The 20,178-nt window shown below is 59.5% G+C and carries 22 protein-coding genes; 11 read left to right on the top strand and 11 right to left on the bottom strand.

Features of this window, described 5'->3' with window-relative positions; translation table 11 throughout:
- Positions 1 to 4: 4 nt before the first annotated feature.
- Both LIX15_RS15920 and LIX15_RS15925 read right to left on the bottom strand, forming a co-directional pair.
- Positions 5 to 760: a creatininase family protein gene (locus LIX15_RS15920; RefSeq protein WP_227774137.1), complete on the bottom strand. Its 756-nt coding sequence runs from the start codon at positions 758 to 760 to the stop codon at positions 5 to 7.
- The gene (locus LIX15_RS15925; protein WP_227774138.1) at positions 757 to 2,166 is read right to left on the bottom strand and encodes a M28 family peptidase; all 1,410 of its coding nucleotides are present in this window, start codon (positions 2,164 to 2,166) and stop codon (positions 757 to 759) included. Before LIX15_RS15925 ends, LIX15_RS15920 begins: the two co-directional genes overlap by 4 nt.
- Before the next feature lie 107 nt (positions 2,167 to 2,273).
- Between LIX15_RS15925 and LIX15_RS15930 the strand changes: the two genes are divergently transcribed.
- The 7 genes from LIX15_RS15930 (at position 2,274) to LIX15_RS15960 (ending at position 10,740) form a co-directional block, all read left to right on the top strand.
- Positions 2,274 to 3,797: a metallopeptidase TldD-related protein gene (locus LIX15_RS15930; RefSeq protein WP_227774139.1), complete on the top strand. Its 1,524-nt coding sequence runs from the start codon at positions 2,274 to 2,276 to the stop codon at positions 3,795 to 3,797.
- Between the two features lie 243 nt (positions 3,798 to 4,040).
- Positions 4,041 to 5,630, top strand: a complete 1,590-nt coding sequence (locus LIX15_RS15935; RefSeq protein ID WP_227774140.1) for an ABC transporter substrate-binding protein — start codon at positions 4,041 to 4,043, stop codon at positions 5,628 to 5,630.
- A gap of 29 nt (positions 5,631 to 5,659) precedes the next feature.
- Positions 5,660 to 6,637: an ABC transporter permease gene (locus LIX15_RS15940; protein WP_227774141.1), complete on the top strand. Its 978-nt coding sequence runs from the start codon at positions 5,660 to 5,662 to the stop codon at positions 6,635 to 6,637.
- Entirely contained in the window at positions 6,630 to 7,616 is a 987-nt protein-coding gene (locus LIX15_RS15945; RefSeq protein WP_227774142.1) for an ABC transporter permease, read from the top strand. Before LIX15_RS15940 ends, LIX15_RS15945 begins: the two co-directional genes overlap by 8 nt.
- 57 nt (positions 7,617 to 7,673) lie before the next feature.
- Positions 7,674 to 8,708 (top strand): ABC transporter ATP-binding protein, encoded by a 1,035-nt coding sequence (locus LIX15_RS15950; RefSeq protein ID WP_227774143.1) that lies wholly within the window; start codon positions 7,674 to 7,676, stop codon positions 8,706 to 8,708.
- The gene (locus LIX15_RS15955) at positions 8,701 to 10,083 is read left to right on the top strand and encodes an ABC transporter ATP-binding protein (protein WP_227774144.1); all 1,383 of its coding nucleotides are present in this window, start codon (positions 8,701 to 8,703) and stop codon (positions 10,081 to 10,083) included. Before LIX15_RS15950 ends, LIX15_RS15955 begins: the two co-directional genes overlap by 8 nt.
- A 105-nt stretch (positions 10,084 to 10,188) precedes the next feature.
- Positions 10,189 to 10,740, top strand: coding sequence for a hypothetical protein (locus tag LIX15_RS15960; RefSeq protein WP_227774145.1), 552 nt, complete (start codon positions 10,189 to 10,191; stop codon positions 10,738 to 10,740).
- A 38-nt stretch (positions 10,741 to 10,778) separates the two neighbouring features.
- Here LIX15_RS15960 and LIX15_RS15965 read toward each other — a convergent pair whose 3' ends face one another.
- The 9 genes from LIX15_RS15965 to LIX15_RS16005 all read right to left on the bottom strand — a co-directional run bounded on the left by LIX15_RS15965 (position 10,779) and on the right by LIX15_RS16005 (position 17,493).
- Positions 10,779 to 11,018 (bottom strand): hypothetical protein, encoded by a 240-nt coding sequence (locus LIX15_RS15965; RefSeq protein ID WP_227774146.1) that lies wholly within the window; start codon positions 11,016 to 11,018, stop codon positions 10,779 to 10,781.
- Positions 11,019 to 11,087: 69 nt separating this feature from the next.
- Positions 11,088 to 12,164 carry a M42 family metallopeptidase gene (locus LIX15_RS15970; protein WP_227774147.1) on the bottom strand — a complete coding sequence of 359 codons (1,077 nt, stop codon included), beginning with the start codon at positions 12,162 to 12,164 and terminating at the stop codon, positions 11,088 to 11,090.
- Positions 12,165 to 12,263: 99 nt separating this feature from the next.
- The gene (locus tag LIX15_RS15975; protein WP_227774148.1) at positions 12,264 to 12,500 is read right to left on the bottom strand and encodes a hypothetical protein; all 237 of its coding nucleotides are present in this window, start codon (positions 12,498 to 12,500) and stop codon (positions 12,264 to 12,266) included.
- A 194-nt stretch (positions 12,501 to 12,694) separates the two neighbouring features.
- Positions 12,695 to 13,645 carry a DMT family transporter gene (locus LIX15_RS15980; protein WP_227774149.1) on the bottom strand — a complete coding sequence of 317 codons (951 nt, stop codon included), beginning with the start codon at positions 13,643 to 13,645 and terminating at the stop codon, positions 12,695 to 12,697.
- A gap of 149 nt (positions 13,646 to 13,794) precedes the next feature.
- A complete protein-coding gene (locus LIX15_RS15985; protein ID WP_227774150.1) occupies positions 13,795 to 13,974 on the bottom strand; it encodes a DUF7556 family protein in 180 nt (59 codons plus the stop codon).
- Between the two features lie 104 nt (positions 13,975 to 14,078).
- Entirely contained in the window at positions 14,079 to 14,273 is a 195-nt protein-coding gene (locus LIX15_RS15990) for a hypothetical protein (protein WP_227774151.1), read from the bottom strand.
- 122 nt (positions 14,274 to 14,395) lie between these two features.
- Complete coding sequence (locus LIX15_RS15995; protein WP_227774152.1) at positions 14,396 to 15,826, bottom strand: ATPase domain-containing protein; 1,431 nt, start codon at positions 15,824 to 15,826, stop codon at positions 14,396 to 14,398.
- Between the two features lie 114 nt (positions 15,827 to 15,940).
- Positions 15,941 to 16,327, bottom strand: coding sequence for a Zn-ribbon domain-containing OB-fold protein (locus tag LIX15_RS16000; RefSeq protein WP_227774153.1), 387 nt, complete (start codon positions 16,325 to 16,327; stop codon positions 15,941 to 15,943).
- Positions 16,324 to 17,493, bottom strand: a complete 1,170-nt coding sequence (locus LIX15_RS16005) for a thiolase domain-containing protein (protein WP_227774154.1) — start codon at positions 17,491 to 17,493, stop codon at positions 16,324 to 16,326. Before LIX15_RS16005 ends, LIX15_RS16000 begins: the two co-directional genes overlap by 4 nt.
- Before the next feature lie 445 nt (positions 17,494 to 17,938).
- On the opposite strand from LIX15_RS16005, the gene LIX15_RS16010 reads away from it, so the two are divergent.
- The 4 genes from LIX15_RS16010 to LIX15_RS16025 all read left to right on the top strand — a co-directional run bounded on the left by LIX15_RS16010 (position 17,939) and on the right by LIX15_RS16025 (position 20,175).
- Positions 17,939 to 18,928: a TackOD1 domain-containing metal-binding protein gene (locus LIX15_RS16010; RefSeq protein ID WP_227774155.1), complete on the top strand. Its 990-nt coding sequence runs from the start codon at positions 17,939 to 17,941 to the stop codon at positions 18,926 to 18,928.
- Between the two features lie 113 nt (positions 18,929 to 19,041).
- Positions 19,042 to 19,329 carry a hypothetical protein gene (locus tag LIX15_RS16015; RefSeq protein WP_227774156.1) on the top strand — a complete coding sequence of 96 codons (288 nt, stop codon included), beginning with the start codon at positions 19,042 to 19,044 and terminating at the stop codon, positions 19,327 to 19,329.
- A 74-nt stretch (positions 19,330 to 19,403) separates the two neighbouring features.
- Entirely contained in the window at positions 19,404 to 19,754 is a 351-nt protein-coding gene (locus LIX15_RS16020) for a hypothetical protein (RefSeq protein WP_227774157.1), read from the top strand.
- Positions 19,755 to 19,863: 109 nt separating this feature from the next.
- Positions 19,864 to 20,175, top strand: a complete 312-nt coding sequence (locus tag LIX15_RS16025; protein ID WP_227774158.1) for a hypothetical protein — start codon at positions 19,864 to 19,866, stop codon at positions 20,173 to 20,175.
- The last annotated feature ends 3 nt before the right edge of the window (positions 20,176 to 20,178 follow it).

A 20,178-nucleotide genomic window follows, 5' to 3' on the forward strand; every position in this document is an offset into this window, starting at 1 on the left:
CGTTCTACCCTTCTTGTTCCATATCCGCTTGCAGCGCAGAGAGGATTTTCTCGGTCGTCTCCGCCACGATTTCCTCCAAGAACTCGGCGTCCGACGCCGTCGGGTCGCCGAGTCCGCCCTGCTCCGTGATATCGTCGAAGTATGTGTACTGGCGGGCCTCGAACCGCGCCTTTCGGGTCTGCGGTTCCTTTTTGTCGGTTTTCACGAGGTCGGGACAGAACAGTTCGATGACACTGGTTTCGTGGTCGCCCGCGTGGCCCCACTCTTCGCCGAACCGCTCTTTTAACCTGTCGCGGGCGAAATCAGTCCAGTGGACGAAAAACACTTTCACGCCGTGGTCGCGCTGGATTCGGTCACCGGCGAGTTTCAGCGGGGAGCGATTCCCGCCGTGACAATTGAGCAGGACGAGTCGCTTCGCGCCGTGCTCCGCCATCGACTGCGCGATTTCCACGATGACGCGCTGGTACGTCTCTCCCGATAGGGTGATCGTCCCGGCGTAGTTCATGTGATGCTCCGAGTAGCCGTAGGGGAGCGTCGGCAGTCGAACCATCGACAGGTCGCATTCCGGCGCGGCCTCGATCAGTTCGCGCGAGAGGGTTTCGGCCCGGAGCGTATCGACCGTCACCGGCAGGTGGACGGAGTGTTGTTCCACACTACCAGTCGGCAGAACGAGGAAGTCGGCGTCCGGAATGGCCTCTTCCGCGTCTTCCCACGTCATCCCACCGAGGTCGAACGAGTCGTAATCGAGCCGAACCGTCATCGGTCGCCCTCCGCGGTCGTTTCCGCGCTCGCGTCGGTTTTCTCATCCGCGTCGATTTCTCCATCTTCGAACGGCCAACTGCCGGAGTTGCGCATTCCTTCCTCGAATCCCTGCTCGACGGTCGCCTCGCGGATTTCGGCGACCGACTTCGGTTCGATTTTGCGGTCTTCCTCCGCGAGTTTGACGACTCCGGCGGTGAACACCACGGCGAGGTCGCGGAGGTCGCGGCGGTCGAGTTTGTCGAGCGTGTCGCCGTGGGTGTGTCCCCATCCGCGCCCGCTGTCATCGGCGATGGAACGGGCCTGTGCACCCGCGACGCCCTTCTGGACGAACGGCCAGTGGTCGCTGTGCGGGCGAATTCCGGTGTTGATTTCGACCGGCACGCCGAGTTCATCTCGCACTTCCTCGAACGCCTCGCCGATCGCCCCGAATCCGTGGGTGTGTACGTCCGCGGTTCGGGAGTAGCCTGCGCCGTCCATGTTGAAGATGCACTTCACCGAACCCGTGTCGCGGGTTTCGGCCCAGTGGTACGCGCCGTACAGGCCGACCTCTTCCGCGCCGAAGACGAGACAGCGAACCATCGTCTCCAGTTCGTCTTCCATCTCCGCGAGCAGTCGCCCGATTTCGGCGACGAGAACTGTACCGACTCCGTTGTCGTTCGCACCCTCGCCCACGTCGTGGGCATCGACGTGGGCGGTGACGAGCACTTCCTCGTCCGTGTCCGGGCCGATTACCGCCTCGATGTTTCGGGAGTTCGTCGGCTCGTTTCGACAGTCCACGGTCAGTCGGGCGGTCGTTTCGCCGTCTTCGCAGTATCGAACCAGTCGGTGTCCGACTTCCCTCGAGACGCCGACCGCGGGGATGTCGCCCGGCCCGTTTTCGTTGCCGATGCTCCCTGTCGGCGGGAGGTTGCCGTCGAGGTGGTTCCGGAACAGGAATCCGACCGCGCCGCCGCGAACCGCCGCGCCGTACTTCTCCGCGCGGTGTATCCAGCGACCGTAGTCGTCCGGCGTGAGGCTGGAGGCCATCACGAGTTTGCCCTCCACGTCGCGTTCCTCGAAATCCGCGGGCAGTCCGTCGCCGACATCGACCAGTTCGGCTGTCACGTCGCCGCTCGGCGTTCCCGGTAGGGCGACCGTTTCATGCTGTGCGTCGAACTCGTGGGTTCGGTCGTGTTCGACGGTCAGCGAACTCGAGCCGCGCCACCAACCGGGGATTTCGAACTCGGTTATCGAGGCGTTCCGAAGACCGTGTTTCTCGAACGCTTCTCCGACTAACTCCGCGCCTTCGACTTCGCCCTGCTGTCCGGCCATCCGGTTGTCCAAATCGACGAGATTGCAGAGGAGATTCCAGTGGTGAGAACTCGTGTAGGCATCGCCAACGACTGTCGTGGGTAGTGTGTTCATTGTCCGTGGTAGGAAATACAGATGGAGGCGGCCGCAATGTAGGTTTGGATGGGAGAAATCCGTGCAAATGTGGAACAAATTTTACTACTCCCGAACGAACGAACACCATGGAGCAACTGACGCAGGGAATCGACGCCGCGGAGTGGGTGTTGTCACGACTCGAATCCGAGGAAAGCGTCGCTTACGCGGAGGTGGGATGTGTCGGCAAGGAAAGCACCGACGGGTCGGTAACGGCGGAAACAGTTCGGTCGGCGACCGACCTATCGCAGGTCGGCGTCTGGTGGCGACTGTTCGCAGAGGGGAGCGCCGACTACCGATTCGCGACCTCGTTGGAAACCGACCATCTGGACGACCTCATCGAGCGGTCGATTCGGTCGGCGACCGTCCTCGACCAGCAACTTCCGGCGAGTTACGACCGCGGCACGGTTCATCAGGCGGTTCATCCCGGATGGGCGGTCGGCGGGTCGCTGTCCGACTTCGACGCCGACGGAAAACTCGAACTGGTGAAAACCGCGCTCTCGGATGCGGTCGGTGGACTGTCGCTCGACCGCGCGATCGCGTCCTACCGCGACAACCGAATCCACGCGGTCGTCCTGACGACGACGGGAACGACGGTTCGAACGACCCTCGAACGGGCGTTCGTGGATGTATTCTTTGACCCGAGAGACGCACCGAAACGCCAGCGACACTTCGGAAGCACCGCCGGTGCGTCGTTTCTGGACTCGCTTCCCGGTCGATTCGACGGATTTGCGACCGACGTTCGGGAGGTTGCCGAATGGCGGGCGCGCACGGGAGCGGACGAGTCGGGAGCGGACGAGTCGGCCGTGGCCGACTCGTTCGCGGATTTCGGCGACGAGACTGAAATCGTGTTGGGATCGCGGGCGTCCGCCGAACTGTTCCACCACCTCGCACATTATCTCGAAATCGACTGCGCTTACTTCGGGTCGAGTCCGTTTTCGGTCGGTGACCGAATCGGCCCGGACGCCCTCACCGTCGAAGATACGGTTCGCGCCGGGTCGTGGGCGGGACTCGCCTACGACGTGGAGGGTCGCCCCACGACGCCGATTACGCTGGTTTCGGACGGCGTCGTCCGAAACCGGCTTCACGACATGGTGTCCGCCATCGAGGAGGGAGCGACCCCCGCGGGGTCGGTCGTTCCGAGCATCGGGTACGAACGCCCGCCTCGGATTCACAGCCGTCACCTCGACGTTGCGGCGGGCGATGAAGCTGGGTCGTCACTTCGGAACGGTGCCGATTTGTTCGTCGAAGCGGTCGAACCGCCGCGAATCGAAAACGAGGCGACCAGAACGAAACGCGCGAGTTCGATGCCGCCCAGCGTCCTGTACGCAAAGGACATCGCGGACGCGACGCCGCGGGAGTTCGAGAACGAGGCGGCGGAACAGGTTCTCGCGTTCCCGATTCGAATCGGATATACGATGTCGGGTGGCGAGCGAAAACGCATGATTACCGACGGAACGGTCTTCGTCTCCCTCGCCGATATTCGGTCGATTTCCGGCATCGGCGTCGAACGCGAGACGGTGACCGGAACCTGTCCCAAACATCGCTCGATGCTCCCCTACGCGGTCACCGCCCCTGCGATTCGGTTCACGGCCCGCGTTCACACCGACTGACGAGCGCACAAGTGAAACCACGGCGGACAGTTAGGAAACTGGTAAAAATCGTAATCAAAATCCATGTTTCCGATTAGTGTATTCTGACTCACTTGTCTAAATTCCCATACAATCCTATAAAATCTGTTAAATTTTGCTTATATAGTAGACCTCCCTGTTCACTAATGGCAAATGGTAAACGATAACAAGGATGTCGGTCGCCGTGACTTTCTAAAATATTCAACTATCGCTGGAGTCGGCGGTATGACTGCGCTTGCTGGATGTAGCGGTTCCGACGGAGACAATAACGGCGGTTCGGGCAATGGGAACGAACTCCCGCAGTACTCGTATTTGAACAACCCTGCGAACTACAATCCCGCTCGCCACGACGCGATAAACCTCATCGGTGACCAACTCAACAACCTCGGACTCAACACGAACGTCCAAGTGTTCGAGTGGGGTACTCTGTACACTAAAATCACCGAGGAGTTCGACTACTCTTTCGCGACGTGGTCGCGCGGACTCGGCATCGACCCCGGGCGCAGAATGGCAGAACAGTTCCACTCGTCGAACACGGGCAAAGGCGGCGGGAACTTCACCGGGTATTCCAACAAAGACCTCGATCCGACGCTGATGAAGCAGTTGCAGGAAGCGGACGAGCAGAAGCGAATCGACATGCTCCACGAGATTCAAGCGACCATCAACGAGGACGTTCCGATGCACCCTATCGTTCAGATGCCCAACATCGTGGCGTTCAACAACCAACAGGTCAGCGGGTGGACCGACCACCTCGTCGGCTACTACCACATGGAGCCGATGACCAACGTCGAGGTGAATAACAGCAAGAACGAGCTTCGCGGCGCCTGGGCCGAAACGCTGGGAACGCTTAGCGTCCTCGGCTACAACAACGAGACGAAGCTCATCCACCAGTTCGAGATGCTGTACGACAAACTCGTGCGCATCAACTCCGATCTGGAAGCCGACTCCGAACTCAGTCTGGCGACGGAATGGGAGCGTCCGGACGACACGACCGTTCGGTACAAGCTTCGCGAGGGCCACAAGTGGCACGACGGCGAAGACTTGACACCCGAGGACGTGAAGTTCACGCTCGAATACATCAAAGAGAACAAAATCCCGCTCTACTCGACCCAGTGGGAGATGTACGATTCCGTGTCCGTGGACGGACAGTGGATTACGGTGAACTTCACCGACCCGGTCGGCCCGGTTCACAAAGTGTTCTCGAACCAGATTCCAATCGTCCCCCGACACAAGTGGGAGAGTCGAAGCAACCCGGCACAGGCGTCGGTCAACGAACCGGTCGGAAGCGGCCCGCTTCAGTTCGACTACTGGGACAAAGGGAGTGAACTGAGCCTCACAAAGTACGAAGACCACTGGCGTCCCGTCAAATTCGACCGGAGAATCTGGCGCATCATCCCGGAAAGCTCGACGGTCTGGTCGCTGTTAAAGAAAGGCGACCTGAACTACTTGCCGTACACCCGCATCGGCAAGCAACTCAACGACAACCAAGACCAAGGCAACATCGGCGTGAAATCCTCGCCCGGCGACGGCTGGTGGCACTTTAGCCAGAACACCCGAAAGAAGGGGTTGGACGACAAGGCCGTCCGACAGGCCGCCGTTCACGCGCTTCCAAAGCAAGCCATCAATCAGCAGATCATGTACGGTTTTGCGGAGGAAGGCTGGAACCTCATCGGCGAATCCTTCGGGAAGTTCAGCAACCCGGACGTGAAGAAGTACCAAGAAAAAGATGGCATCGCTGCCGGTCAGAAGGTGCTCGAAGACGCCGGGTACTCCATCGAAAACGGCAAGGTTCAGGCGAAGGGGTCATCAGAGTAGCGGGAACATAACATACTTCAGTAAATTCAATGGGAAAATTAGATTTCTTCGTCAGACGCACCCTCCAATTGGGGATAACGCTGTGGGCGGTCGCAACCGCGCTGTTCATGCTGTTTCGACTCATGCCGGGCAACCCAACCTCCTACATCATCTCGCCGGGGATGACGCCGGAGGTTCGTCAGCGACTCATCGACAGCTACGGCCTGAACGACCCGTTGTGGGTGCAGTACATTCGATACATCGAAAATTTGGCCACGCTCGACCTCGGGCGCTCGTTCAAGACGAACGAGCGCGTCGTGGACGTACTCGTGACGTACCTCCCGAACACGCTCGTCCTGATGCTGACGGCGTTCGTCGTCGCGTACATCATCGGAATTTCGCTCGGCGTCCTCACCGGTTGGTACCGCGGAAGCAGGTTCGAGAAAACCGCCGTGGTTACTGCGCTCGTCGGGCGGAGCATTCCGAGTTTCTGGATGGGTATTCTCGTCCTCTGGATATTCGGCGCGCAGTTAAACCTGATTCCGATGAGCGGCATGACGAGCCTCGGCTCCGGCCCGGAGAGTTTCTGGGGGATGGTATTCTCGCTGGACTTCCTGAAACACCTCGTCGCGCCGGTCGCCGTGCTCGCGTTCTACTACATGGGCTATCCCCTGCTCATCATGCGCAACAGCATGCTCGAAACGCTCTCGGAGGATTTCATCGACCTCTGCCGGGCGAAGGGGCTGACGGAACGAACGATAATGTTCAAACACGCCGCCAGAAACGCCTTGCTCCCGGTGCTGACCGCGGCGGCCATCGCGGTCGGCTACGCGGTCGGCGGGAGCGTCCTCATCGAAACGGTGTTCGGTTGGCCGGGAATCGGCCGCGAAATGATTCGGGCCGTGCTCAGGCGCGACTTCCCCGTCGCGCAGGGGACGTTCCTCGTCCTCGCGCTGTCGGTTATCGTGATGAACTTCGTCGCCGACCTGCTGTACGGCGTTCTCGACCCGCGGGTGACGTATGACTGAATCAATGAGCCAAGAACACGAACGGTCGATATTCGAAGACATAGAACCGGACGAAGACGAGGGATTCAGCGCGTGGCAACGGAACCTCCGACTCTGGAAGGAGACACTCTCGGAGCAGTTCCGGATGTTGATACAAGACCCGATGGTCGTCCTCGCAATGCTGACGCTGGCATTTTTCGGTCTCATCGCCGTCATCGCGCCGTGGATTGCGCAGTATCCGCCGACCGAGCGGGTGTTCACCAGCGGTGCGCTCATCGCCAAATGGATCAGGCCGTCGTTCCTCGGCGGTGAAGGTGGATTCATTCTCGGCACGACCGCGCAGGGCTACGACATCTTTAGCCAACTCGTCTACGGCGCGCGTCCGGCCCTGATGGTCGGACTGGTCGCCGCGTTTATGACGGTCGGACTCGGCACGTTCGTCGGCCTGACCGCCGGATATTACGGCGGCTACGTGGACGACGTGCTGATGCGTCTCGTGGACTTCGTCTATGGACTTCCGCTCCTCCCGACGGTCATCGTCCTCGTGACGGTGCTCGGGCCAGGACTGGAGAACATCATCCTCGCGTTCGTTCTGCTTCAGTGGCGAACCTCGGCGCGTGTCATTCGCGCACTCGTCCTGTCGCTCCGCGAACGCTCGTTCGTCAAGGCGGCGAAGGTGTCCGGCGCGAGCAACTGGCGAATCATCTCCCGCCACATCGCGCCGAACGTCCTCCCGATGGCGTTCCTCTACGGCGCGTTCGCCATCGCGTGGGCAATCCTCACCGAGGCAGGGGTGTCGTTCCTCGGCCTCGGCGATCCGGAAAGCGTCTCGTGGGGCGTGATGCTCCAGAGCGCGCGCGTTTACAGCGCCATGACTGAAGGTGCATGGTGGTGGTTCGTGCCGCCGGGGGTCTGTATCGCTCTCGTGGTCATCAGCGGCTTCCTCATCGGCCGCGGCTACGAAGAAATCGTCAATCCGGAACTACAGGTCGAACGATGAATCTACGTATCCAACTCCAATCGAATCGCACGCTCGCAATCGAGGAGGGCCACTGATATGGCCCTCCTCGAAGTGGAAGATCTCGAAGTGTACTACGACAGTGAAGACGGCCCCGTGAAAGCGGTTGACGGCGTCAGCTTCGAAATCGAAGCGGGGGAGACCATCGGTATCGTCGGCGAATCCGGCTGTGGTAAATCGACGCTCGCAAAGGCGCTCATTGGCATCCTCCCGAAGAACGGCTACATCAACGGCGGGAGCATCCGGTTCAAAGGCGAAGACCTGACCGAGATGCCCGAAAAGCGGCGTCGGGAACTCCGCTGGGACGAGATATCGCTCATCGCGCAGTCTGCGATGAACGCGCTCGACCCCGTTTACACCATTCGAGAGCAAATTCTGGAGGCAATCGACGCCCACTACCCGAAGATGGGACGCACCGAAGCCCAAGAGATAATCGACGAGTCGTTCGACCTCGTCGGTCTCGATCGCGACCGCCAGACGGACTATCCCCACCAGTTCTCCGGCGGAATGCGTCAGCGCGCCATGATTGCCATGTCGCTCGTGCTTCAACCGTCGCTCATCCTCGCGGACGAACCGACGACGGCGCTCGACGTCATCATGCAAGACCAGATTCTCAAACGAATCAATGGGATTCAGCGCGAGAGCGACACCGCGATGATGGTCATCACGCACGACGTGGCGGTCGTCGCGGAAACCTGCGACCGCGTCGTCGTCATGTACGCTGGGGAAGTCGCGGAGGAAGGCCCCGCCGAGTTCATCTTCGGCCAACCGTATCACCCCTACACACTCGGGCTGAAAAGCGCGTTTCCGGACATCCGACAATCGAGTCAGGACCTCGTGAGTATCGGGGGCCATCCGCCGGATTTGAGCAATCCACCGAGCGGATGTCGATTCGCGGAACGCTGTCCGCTGGCAACGGAGAAATGTACCAGCGAAGACCCGCCCGAAGTGATTCACGGCGACCTGCGGTCGTACTGCCACCATGCGGACAAAATCGACACGCAGTTGCGCCCGGTTGCGAATCGCGCGAAAACGTGGGAGAACGAAGCATCCATGGGGGTGAGCGATGACTGACCCGACAGCAAACAGTGCGACGAACGGCGCGACGGACAATCCGAACGACGCGGACGACACGCTCGTCCGCGTCGAAGGGCTGGAAAAGCACTTCCCGGTCGGAACTGGCCTCGTGAGCAGTTTTATGAAATCCGTCCGCGGCGAGGAACCGGACGCGGTTCACGCCATCGACGGCATCGACTTCGACCTCCGCGAGGGCGAGACGTTCGGCATCGCGGGCGAGTCTGGCTGTGGGAAAACCACCACCGGGATGTGCTTGACGAAGCTGTACGACCCGACGGGCGGAAGCATCTACTACGACGGCGAGGATATCGCGGACAAGAGCGGTGCCGCCCTTTCGAACTTCCGGCAGAACGCACAGATGATATTCCAAGACCCGTTCGAGAGCCTGAATCCCCGGATGACGGTGTACGACACGGTGGTCGAACCGCTCCGCATTCACGACGTTCCGAACCAGCGCTCGCGGGTGCGGCGGGCGCTCGAATTCGCCGAACTCGAACCGGCGGAGGCGTACTTCGACCGCTATCCGCACGAACTGTCGGGCGGCCAGCGTCAACGCCTCGCCATCGCTCGGGCGTTGGTCATCGACCCGGATTTCATCGTCGCCGACGAGCCGGTGTCGATGCTGGACGTGAGCCTTCGAGCCGGCGTCCTCTCCCTGCTGGAACGGATGACCGACGAGTTCGGACTTTCCGTTGTTTACATCAGTCACGACTTATCTCTCCTGCGCCACATGTGCGACCGACTCGCCATCATGTACATGGGGAAAATCGTGGAACAGGGACCGACGGAAGAGATAATCACGAACCCGAAACATCCCTACACGCGGGCGCTCATCGACGCGGTTCCGGTTCCCGACCCGACGGCGGGTCGGGAACGGGTCGAACTGGAGGGCGAAGTCGGGGATGCAGTCAACGTTCCGAGCGGGTGTCGGTTCCGGAAGCGGTGTCCGAAACTCATCCAGCCGTCGGAGTACGACTTCTCCACCGACGAATGGACTGCCGTCAGAACCTTCATGCGGTCGGTTCAGTTGCGTAACATCGAAAGCCGCGACGAGTCGAATATTCGAGAAGAATTCTTCGCCGATACCTCCCTCAACGGTGAAGCGGGCAATATCGTGGACGAGGTGATTTCGCTGGTTGCCTCGGGAGAATTCGATGAGGCTGACGACCTACTTACCGGTCGGTTCGAAGAGGAGAGCGTCTGTGCCAATGCACTGCCGCCGCTCCACGAACGAACGGACATAGAAGGCGAACGGGAAGTAGCCTGCCACCTCTACGAGAGCACGGAGGGATACGACCCGTACGCCGAAATAGAGGAAACGAAGCCGGACGACCACGGTGCTGCGGCGGAGTCGTCCGCGGACGCCGACTGAACGGTTATATTCCCTTTTTTGGTGCTGGTATCGCGTTCGGCCGAAGAGTACAGTAGCATCGCTGTCGTGCCGAATAGGGTCGGAGACGTCCCCGACTGATGCAGTATGTTCGGCAAAAATGACGTTCGGGTGATTCCTGATGGCGGGAACAACGGCGAAAGAGGGGCGGATGATGGTACCGAAGCCACCGGGAGTGGAGACACAGACTATACTACGGGGGACGGCTATCGCTTTCGTCTCGGCGGCCTGTCGCTTGACCTTTCCGGCGTCGAAGCAGACATTGATGGACTGACGCTCGGCTTGGATGCGATAGAACTCCGAATTCCCAAGACCGGCAAATCGAACGCCGATGGACCCAGCTCTCAGCTCCGAGGCGTACAAAAATTGACCCCGAGAAACGACCGCTCCGGAGGTTTCGGAGCGCGGGTGGGCGCGTTCGTCGGTCGTGTCGTTGGCGGTCTGGTCAAACGCTTTGCCGATTACGGACTTCGACTGTTGTTGAACGAAATTCGTTCCCATCTGAGCAAATTCGAGCGGGAAGACGAATCGACGACAGAACCGAGCGCAGAGGATGAATTCGGTGGAGCGACGACCGATTCGAAGAGTTCAGTGGAAGACCTGATAGAGCAATTGGAACGGGCGATGGAAGACGAGTAATCCGGGTGTGGTAATTCCTGACGACTCCCGTCAATCGGCTACCCTTGTCGCTTTCGCCGGTTTTCTCCGGCCTCGGATTCCAGTCGCTCGGCGCGAATTTCGTCCTTCCGCTTTCGTCGCCACTCCCAGATTCCGGCGACGATGACGAGCACTCCGCCTGCCGCGCCGCGAAACGGTTGGCCCGTGAGCGAGAATGCGACGAAAACGACGACTGCGAAGAGGATCGAAACGCCGAGCGTAATTTTCGCCCACCCGCGCTGTGGCCCTCGAAGACGCATGTTCGGTGGTTGGAGAGCAGGGACGTGAACGTTACGGGAACCTGTGTCGATTGCTGGTAAATTCAGGCTTCAGCGCGGTCTGCGAATCTCGTCCCGACTCGGGAACTCTCGGCTCAATGCCGACAACAGTACGTCAGCAGTTTCCTCCGCGTCCGCCATCGAGAGCGTTTCGACCGGCGAGTGGGAGTATCGACAGGGAACCGCGATTGCCCCGGCGTGACGGCCGCCGCGAACCTGCTGGAGTTCGGTCGCGTCGGTCGAACCGGTCAGCATCAGGTCGTGTTGAATTTCCACGTCCGCCGCTTTTGCGGCCTCCTGTAGCCACGTTCTCGTCTGTCGGTCAACGATGATGCCGCCGAAGAGGTATTCCGACGTACCGTCGGCGAATTCCACGACCGGGCCGCCGTCCACGGTCGCTTTCGCGCCGTCGGTTCTCCCGGCGGGGTAGTCGTCCACCGGGAAAATTTCGAGGGCGATGCCGACATCGGGGTCGAGGTTGTATCCCGCCGCGCGCGCGCCGCGGAGTCCGACTTCCTCCTGGACGGTGGCGACGTAGTGAACCGTCGCGTCAACGTCCTCCTCGCGGGCGAGTGCGAGGAGGATTGCCAGTGCGATTCGGTCGTCGAGCGCTCGTCCCGCGATTCTGTCGTTTCCGAGTCGGGTGACGCCGCAATCCCACGTCGCGTAGTCGCCGGGTTCGACGCCGAGTTCGATCGCGTCTTCGGGCGAGGTTGCCCCGATGTCGATGCGAAGGTTTTCCGGCAGCGATTCCTTTTCTTTGTCACTCATGTAGTGGCGACAGCGCGGGCCGATGACGCCAGGAACGTCGTCGGGTCCGACCCGAACTCGTTGGCCGGATAGATTACCCTTGTAGTGACCGCCCACCATTCGGAACGTGAGAAAACCGTTTTCGTCCACCCGGTCGATGAGGAATCCCAGCTCGTCGGTGTGAGCCGCGAGCATGATTTCGAAGTCGCTGTCCTCGCTTCCTTCGCTCGTCGCCGTGACGTTGCCCATCGCGTCGAACGAAACGCGGTCTACGTGCGGTTCTATCAGTTCAGCAAACCGGTCGGCGACGGCGTACTCGTTTCCGGATGCGCCGGGCGTCTCGACCAGCGCTTCGAGGTCTTCGAACGAAACGTCCATGCGTGAATCGCGGACGAATAGGGGTTAATCGTTCGGGTCGATGCAATCCGGTCGCTACCGAATCGCTGCGAAAAAGAATACGAAATGTGAGAGGAGTATCTATTCTGCGCCGAAACCGAGTTCGGAAAGCGTGTCCTCCGAGACGCCAATATCGAGCATTCGTCGGCGGAAATCCCGGCGCTCCGTTTTCGATAGGTCAATCGCCGTTTCACCCTCGTCGCGGCCGTTGCCCGAACGACGACCGCACTGTGCCGTCTCGTACGCATCGCGGATGAGTTCGGCTTCTAGTTTGGGGATCGATTGGGGAATCTCAGGAGATTTTCTGATTCCAGACATCGTTTCCCGCCACTCACAGGAGGGTGTTAAAGTTATTTCAAGCTAACATATTTGTCTTTTTCCTGTTGTACAGTTCTCTTTCGTGATATGTGCGACTTTGTAAGGGTTGTCCCGTTTCCTGTGACAAATTAGGTCACACAGACGTTGATATAGCGGTGAGTCGATTCCGAACCTAAACGCAGTCTCCGTGTTCGTCATTGCGTTTCCGCTGATTCGGGAGTTCGCCGGACGCGTCCGATAGCTGTTTTTACGGCCTCGAAATTCAACAGGAGGAAGCCGACGAAAATAACCAAATAGCCGAAAAGCGCCTCGGGCGGCAGTCGCTCGCTCAGTACGAGCCACCCGGTAACCGATGCGACGACAGGGATGAGATACTGAACGAAACTGGCTCGAACAGCGCCGACGTCCTCAATGAGCATGAAGTACGTACTATATCCGACCGCGGTCATGAACACACCGACGTACAGGAGGATGATGAGAGCGGTCAGCGTCGGTTCGACTGACGCGATGGATTCGCCGACACCGACGCTCACGACGTGCATCGCAGGGGCGGCGACGACCATCGACCACGCGGTCACCGCTAGCTCTCCGAGTTCGTGGTTCGACCAGCGAATGAGAACCCCCCCGATGGCGAGGGTCACGACGCCGAGGAGGACGTACTCCTCCCCCAGCAAATTTCCGGAGACGAAGTGACTGGGATTCGGTTGGACGACGATGCCGACGCCGACCAGCGCGACGAGAACGCCGAGCAGACCGAGCAGGGAGAGTCGTTCGTCCGCGAGGAGGAACGACGCGAGCGCAATCGTCAACACCGGGTCTAAACTGTAAATTATCGCCGCCACGCCGCTGGTCGTTCCCTGTAATCCGATGAAGAGGAACGCCAGGCTGCCGAAGGTGAAGAACACGCCGCCCGCCAATATCGCGATTACGTCTTGTCGAGTACGGGGCCGCCAGTCGCCCGTCCGCAGGATCACGTAGGCCAGCAGTAACATCGCCGCGATATCGATTCTAAACGCCGCAAACAGCAGCGGCGGAATGTACGATAGTCCGACCTTCATGGCGACGAAACCGAGTCCGATTAACACTGCGGTTACTAAAAAGAGCAATCGCGCGCGGTTTAGCGTCGCTGTTCGTTCCCCACCCATGGTCAATGGTAACACGCTATCCGTCCTAACCGTTGTGGTGCGACCTGTAAGTCGTGAATACGATATCTCCGTGACTGGCGTCAGAGAACTCGGAAGCGCATGTGAATCCGATCACCCGAGAAAATCGCTGCCGACCGTTTGTATCCCGGCTATCGCCACTCTTCCAGCATCAGGGCATCCGGCAAGTCTACCGCAAGCCACACGTCGTCCTGTGTAATGTCCGCGATAATAGCCCGGTCGGGACATCGCTCGTCAGGCGTTTCGTCGATTGCGAAGACGACTTCCCGCTTGTCGTCGCCGGTTCGTTCGTCGAGTGCTGAGTTTGTCATAGCGTCAGTTGCCGTTGGTTCCGCCGGGATGTTCGTCCGGTCGTTTCAGATTCGGATTTGGATGGGAGTGTAAAACCGGTTGTGCCCGACAGTGCAAGCACGCATTATTCGAAATCGTCCGGGTCGAACCGGTATTCGGTGTCGTGAGGCGTCGGAACTGGCCGTCTGACCGAAAAGTCGGCCATGAACATCCTGATGACGACGAGAATTCCGATGGCGGTTGGAAGTACCGAAAAAAACGGTACTGTTGCCCCGAGCCAACGAACGGTTTCCCAAAACGGTGACAGTGTGAGTATCATTCCCATGCTCCGGTTGGATGAGAGCTGACACTGGTAACATATAACAATGCCGGTTGCAGTTCGCAGCTCTTTCCTTTTTCTGTATATTTTTCGGCGCTCAGCGCGTCTACTCCCTATGTGATTTATTCGGACTCACCGCCGATTTGGGGCATTCCCGTGAGCATTCCTCGGAGGTTATTCATCGGCTTTCCGACCTTGATTCCGTTTTCCGTAATGCTAAACTTCCGAAGGAAGCGTTCGTAGTCGCTGGTTCGTTTTTTGAGGACGCCGATTGCCTTGCGCAGTTCGCCTTCTAGTTCGAGGTGTTGGAGGATGATGATGTTGTCCGCGAGATAACTGATTCCCTCACCGGTCGCCTTGACTTGTCCAGTCATCGAATCGTGTTCGGTGATGAGAATAACAGTCACGCCCATGTTTTTGAGATATCGACAGAGTGCTTGCATCGTCTCAACGAGGTTCAGTCGGTCGTCGCGGATCGAGACGTTGTACCCCTCGATACCATCTATCATCACGATATCCGTTTCGTGGGCTTCGACTTCGCGCCGAACCATGTTCGCAAATTCGACCGAAGATCGCTTGACGGGTTCTATCTCCACTAGTTGGAGCGAATCGGATTCGACCATTTGTTTCACCGGAACGTTGATGGACTCGCTGCGTTCGCGGAACGTTTCGATCGATTCTTCGAACATGTAGATGACCGAGCGTTCGCCCCGACCCGCGGCCTCTTTCATGAACTGCGTTCCGAACGTCGTTTTCCCGACGCCGGTTGCCCCGCTGATTACGGTCGTAGTTCCGCGCTCGATACCTCCGTTGAGCAGCTGGTCCACTTGCGGAATGCCCGAAGAGAGACTTTCGGGCTGGAAGTCCCGTTCGTGCACTTCGGGGTCGAGTGCGGGGAAGACTGCGATGCCATCGTCGGAGATACGCATCCCGTGTGACCCTTCTCGGGCGTTTTTCGGTGCTTTCGGAACGGTGAGGGTTCGAGCGCGCTCGTTTCGACGAAGTTCGAGTCGCCCGTCGTCGACGAACGACAGTTCCTCATCGTATCGGTCGGTACGACACGCGAACACGACCGTCGCGCCGCGCTCTTTGAGGTGTCGCGCTAAACCGACGACTTCCTCCCGATACCGCTCGGAATTCGAAAAGCGGTGACGAAGCCTCGTCACCGGATCGACGACGACGCGGTCTGGGTCAAGCGAAGAAATACGTTCGGCGATGCGGCCGACGAGTTCGGCGTCTGAAACGTTCGTAGCGAACGTTTCACGCGGCTCGTCGACGGGTTGCGTTTCGGCACGCGCGTCCAGAAACGAGATGTCCTCGGTATCGATACCGACCGAGTCGGCTTTCTCTCGGAGTTCGTCCAGTGTTTGAGAGCAGTGAACGAACAGGGACGTTTCGTCTCGTTCGACGCCTGCTTCGAGAAATCGAAGTCCGATGAGCGTCTTTCCCGCACCGGCGTCGCCGCGAAGGACGTACGACCGTTCTGCGGTGAGTCCACCGTTCAAAACGGTGTCGAGACCGCGAATTCCAGTCGATAGTTGTTCGGCAGACATTGGTATAATCGCAGATCGCTGCCGTAAAATTGTTGTGGATAGTTCAGATACTCGTCACCCATCTGTCAACAATACGAATATTTTAGCGCGCGGAAACCGCCGGGGGTGAACCGCTCAGTCGAGCGGTTCGAACACCGGGGCGGGCATCCCCTCGATTTCGATTGTTCCGGTGAACTCCACGCCGTCGCCGATTTCGACGCCCCCTTCCATACGCCCGAGGAGGTTCGCATCACCCAAATCGACGATTGCGACCTGGTAGGGGCCTTCGACTCCCACCGGGGGAACCGTAATCGTGGTTTCGCTGCGAACCTCGCCCGTTTGAGGAAGGTCGCGACGGTCAAACACTCGACCGCCACACTCGCCGCACGCGCGTTTCGGCGTGGCGGTGACGTGACCGCACGAGGAACACTCGAGGCCGACGAGATTACCCGCTTCGAGGTGTTCTCGCCAATCCGCGTAGGTCATGCTGATTTCCGCACCGACTCCGTCGTCCGAACTCATGCTCGTTCCTCCATGACGGTGACGACGGTCGTTCCGGCGTCGCCGCCGAGGTTGTGCGCGATACCCGTCATCGCGTCCTCCACTTGGCGCTCGTCGGCGGTTCCGCGGAGTTGCTCCGTCAATTCCACGATTTGTGCGGTTCCGGTCGCGCCGATTGGGTGTCCCTTGGATTTGAGACCCCCGCTCGGATTCACGGGCAGTTCTCCGCCGATGTAGGTTCGGCCGTCCGCGGTAGCCTGTCCGCCTGCACCGTCTTCGAACAGCCCGAGCGCTTCGATTGCCAGAATCTCCGCGCCCGTGAAACAGTCGTGGACTTCGGCGAAATCGACATCTTCTGCTCGGATTTCGGCCTGGTCGTACGCTTCCCGTGCGGCATCACGGGCGGACTGTGTCGCGGAGAGTGACGCTTTGTCTGCCAGTGGAACCGCGTCGGTGCGGTGGCCGACGCCGGTAACATCGACCGGCTCGCCCGAGAAGTTCTCCGCGAAGTCGGCCGAGACGACGACCACCGCGGACGCGCCGTCCGAGAACGGACAACAGTCCATCAGATGAAACGGATCCGCGACGATAGGACTGTCGAGAACCGACCCTACGGAGGTGTCGCGGCCGAAATGCGCGTTCGGGTTGAACTGCCCGTGGTGGTGGTTTTTCACGGCGACCTCGGCGAGTTGCGCCTCGGTCGTGCCGTACTCGTGCATGTGGCGCTTGGTGAGTAGCGCGAACACGCCGGGGAAGGTCAGTCCCGTGGGTTGCTCGTACTGTCGATGAGCCGCGCTCGCGAAGATTTTCGTCATCTCGCCGGTTCCGAGTCCGGTTTCGGGCGTACAGCGTTCCGCGCCACCGACCAAGGCGACGTCGTGAACGCCCGCTTCGACGGCCTGCACCGCGTGCTTGAACGCGTTCGAGGAGGTTGCACAGGCGTCTTCGAATCGCTGACAGGGGATTCCTTGCAGGCCGATGTGGGTCGCCAGTTTCGGCGCGAGGTGGGTGTCGGATTCGGCCTGGCCGCCCAGCGCGTTGCCGAAATAGAAGGCGTCGATTTCGTCGAGCGAGACGCCAGCGTCGTCTATCGACAGGAAGGCGGCGTCCGCGAACAGTTCCTCTATCGGTTGGTCGTGGGGACCGAAATCCGTCATTCCCGCCCCGACGACGACAGCTCGTGGCACATGGTTACTTCGATTAGCAGAGGCAAGAAACTACGGAAGCGAATACATCGGTTGGGTGAGGATAATTGGGTTTGTAGAATAGGGTCGAATCTGGTTCCGCGTGGCACCGATTCGTTTCTTTGCGATTTTGTGGTTCTGACTTTTGTTCACGAGTCGCTAGTAATTTCCGATTCCCCTCATGCGATAACCACACGGCAAAAGATTCGAACCAGCATCACGAAACCACGAGACGATTCAGGCATCGATTGGAACACCCTGCGACACGCGTAATCACCACCTGTGAATCGACAGCACGGCCTGTTCGAACCCCAATCACGACGAAACGCCGACAAAAACCCACAAGAGACCCCCTCGCGCGAACGACGCCAATACACGAGCGACAGTTCGAACGCCTCGACGAGTAGCCGAATCATTACTAAATAGTCACTTCCCGTCACGTGAAAGCATGGCTTCGCCGGGAACGGTACGGCTGTTGACCGCCCTCTGGGAGGGTTCGCTGGACGAAGTTCGACCGACGCTGGACGTCGATACGGGGGAAGTAACCTATCCTGACGCGACACAGCAGTTGGACGACCGCGACGGGGAGACGTTCGACGTGTTGGAAACGCTCGCAGAGCGTGACTTGCTCTACCGCGAGTTTCAGGAAAAACAGTACATCTGTCCGCGCTGTGAGGCGAAGGGGATGCAGTACACTACTGCCTGTCCGGCGTGCGAATCGCCGCAGACGATTCGCACCGACCGCTACCGGCATCCCGACTGTGGCTACGACGGACTGCGCGAGCAGTTCGTCGGCGAGAATGGCGTTACCTGCCCGAATTGTGACACGACGATGGAATCGCTGAACCACCTCGAATCCGAGGCGGTTCACATCTGCGAGGATTGCGAAGAGGCGTTCGAAACGCCCGCACACCGACTTCGCTGTCGGGAATGTCACCTCGTCTCCCAACCGTTGCAAACCATCGAGCGAATCCTCTATCGCTACTACATCAGCGAGGAAGGCGCTCACTGGGTGGAAGAGCAGTTGACCGCGCGACAACTACTGGTCGAGATTCTGGAGGCGCGGACGCTCGAAACGGAAATCGACACGACGGTCGAGAATCGGGCGGGGGAGGAGGTTCCGGTTCACGTCTCCGCGCACGACGACCTGCTGGACGACCGCGTTATCGGCGCCGTCCACGAACGGCCGGACGAAGCGGACGTTCGTGAACTGCAATCGGTGGCGGCCGACGCGAACGCGCGCGCGACGCTCGTCACCACGTCCGGGGAAATCGTCGGCAGCGACGTGTCCGAGGCCGTTGTCGAGGAGGGGATGTCGGTTCTCCGATTGACGAGCAACGATACGCTCCGGCGCGAGTACGAAATCGTGGAGGAGGTCGACACGCGGAACTCGTTCGTCGGACGAATCGCTAATATTTTCAAACCGCAGCACGGATAATACATCCCGTGAGTTCGGAACGGCTTTCGTGTGATACGTCTCGACCTACACCGACGGATTAGTGTTCGACCAGCACATACTCGCACTGCTGTGTACGCGAACTCACGGTAACCATGCTCAATCGACTCAACCCGTTCAGCCGAAGCAAAGAGAAGCAAATCTCGGAGACGGAGGGCGACCACAACATCAAGATTCGGTGTCCCGAGACGATGGAGCTACTGGCGACCGAGGAGACCGACCCCGACGAATGGGACTCGAACGTGGACGACGGCGAGGGTATCGCAACCTACGACTGTTCGCACTGCGGCAGCCAACATCGGTATCTTTGGGGGCCGCCGGTTCCCCTCATCCTTGACGAACAGGACACCGACAGCGAACCCGTGTTGTTCGGCGACGAGTAAGCTTTCCCCGACCGCTGGCGCACCGCTTATACCGACTCGTTCCTGAGATGATGTATGAACGGAGAGATGGAACTATGCAACGGATGAGGCCCGGCGGCGGGCGGATTTTCCGAATATTTATCCTCCTGATAATTCTTTCGCTCGGACGGCGATTGTTCTTCGGCGACCAACGGGGCGGGCTGCTCGGCGGAACCGGGATCGATAGCGCGATTCTCGTCGGTCTCGGAGTCGGCGTCTTCGTCATCGGTGGCGTTCTCGCGTATCGGGCGGGCATGTTTTCGCGGAACGCGTCGTCGTCCGAGACGACTACCGAACCACCCGAGGGTGGGTACGTGTGTCGGTACTGCGGCACGAATTTGGAGCGGTTCCGAAACCGCTGTCCGTACTGTGAAACGCGGAATCCGGTGACGAACCCGGACGAGTAGCGGCACGACTTCGGACGAATTTGGATAAACAACGAAATAGTGATGATGACGCGTCTCCTGTCTGACACTCAGTTCAATTGTTAAGGTGATTGGGTTGGTATGACATACCGTGAAATCCGAGACTATCTTCCGAGTGCTCGTCGCCGGAGTGCTCACCGTTGCGCCGACGTTGTTGTTCCTCGGATTGTGGCGAGGGCTGATGGCCCTCCGTGACGACGACCTTGTCAACCGTACGATGAACGGGGAGTTCGGCCCGGTTCCGAATTCGTTGCTCCGCTCCGGCCTCCCCGGTTCCTCGAAAATCGGTCGTGACCCAACGACCGCGAACCGCGCCGGAACGTCGCTTCGGTGTCGAATCTGCGACGCGGAAAATCCCAGGTACGCCGACTACTGCGGCAACTGCTTGAAAAAAATCGGGTGAGGA

The organism is Haladaptatus pallidirubidus, from assembly GCF_020700235.1.
GTDB classification, from domain to species: domain Archaea; phylum Halobacteriota; class Halobacteria; order Halobacteriales; family Haladaptataceae; genus Haladaptatus; species Haladaptatus pallidirubidus.

Excerpts from the sequence above, each read along its gene's own strand:
- LIX15_RS15920 (WP_227774137.1), bottom strand. The coding sequence starts at position 760 with ATGACGGTTCGGCTCGATTACGACTCGTTCGACCTCGGTGGGATGACG.
- LIX15_RS15925 (WP_227774138.1), bottom strand. The coding sequence starts at position 2,166 with ATGAACACACTACCCACGACAGTCGTTGGCGATGCCTACACGAGTTCT.
- LIX15_RS15930 (WP_227774139.1), top strand. The coding sequence starts at position 2,274 with ATGGAGCAACTGACGCAGGGAATCGACGCCGCGGAGTGGGTGTTGTCA.
- LIX15_RS15935 (WP_227774140.1), top strand. The coding sequence starts at position 4,041 with ATGACTGCGCTTGCTGGATGTAGCGGTTCCGACGGAGACAATAACGGC.
- LIX15_RS15940 (WP_227774141.1), top strand. The coding sequence starts at position 5,660 with ATGGGAAAATTAGATTTCTTCGTCAGACGCACCCTCCAATTGGGGATA.
- LIX15_RS15945 (WP_227774142.1), top strand. The coding sequence starts at position 6,630 with ATGACTGAATCAATGAGCCAAGAACACGAACGGTCGATATTCGAAGAC.
- LIX15_RS15950 (WP_227774143.1), top strand. The coding sequence starts at position 7,674 with ATGGCCCTCCTCGAAGTGGAAGATCTCGAAGTGTACTACGACAGTGAA.
- LIX15_RS15955 (WP_227774144.1), top strand. The coding sequence starts at position 8,701 with ATGACTGACCCGACAGCAAACAGTGCGACGAACGGCGCGACGGACAAT.
- LIX15_RS15960 (WP_227774145.1), top strand. The coding sequence starts at position 10,189 with ATGTTCGGCAAAAATGACGTTCGGGTGATTCCTGATGGCGGGAACAAC.
- LIX15_RS15965 (WP_227774146.1), bottom strand. The coding sequence starts at position 11,018 with ATGCGTCTTCGAGGGCCACAGCGCGGGTGGGCGAAAATTACGCTCGGC.
- LIX15_RS15970 (WP_227774147.1), bottom strand. The coding sequence starts at position 12,164 with ATGGACGTTTCGTTCGAAGACCTCGAAGCGCTGGTCGAGACGCCCGGC.
- LIX15_RS15975 (WP_227774148.1), bottom strand. The coding sequence starts at position 12,500 with ATGTCTGGAATCAGAAAATCTCCTGAGATTCCCCAATCGATCCCCAAA.
- LIX15_RS15980 (WP_227774149.1), bottom strand. The coding sequence starts at position 13,645 with ATGGGTGGGGAACGAACAGCGACGCTAAACCGCGCGCGATTGCTCTTT.
- LIX15_RS15985 (WP_227774150.1), bottom strand. The coding sequence starts at position 13,974 with ATGACAAACTCAGCACTCGACGAACGAACCGGCGACGACAAGCGGGAA.
- LIX15_RS15990 (WP_227774151.1), bottom strand. The coding sequence starts at position 14,273 with ATGATACTCACACTGTCACCGTTTTGGGAAACCGTTCGTTGGCTCGGG.
- LIX15_RS15995 (WP_227774152.1), bottom strand. The coding sequence starts at position 15,826 with ATGTCTGCCGAACAACTATCGACTGGAATTCGCGGTCTCGACACCGTT.
- LIX15_RS16000 (WP_227774153.1), bottom strand. The coding sequence starts at position 16,327 with ATGAGTTCGGACGACGGAGTCGGTGCGGAAATCAGCATGACCTACGCG.
- LIX15_RS16010 (WP_227774155.1), top strand. The coding sequence starts at position 17,939 with ATGGCTTCGCCGGGAACGGTACGGCTGTTGACCGCCCTCTGGGAGGGT.
- LIX15_RS16015 (WP_227774156.1), top strand. The coding sequence starts at position 19,042 with ATGCTCAATCGACTCAACCCGTTCAGCCGAAGCAAAGAGAAGCAAATC.
- LIX15_RS16020 (WP_227774157.1), top strand. The coding sequence starts at position 19,404 with ATGCAACGGATGAGGCCCGGCGGCGGGCGGATTTTCCGAATATTTATC.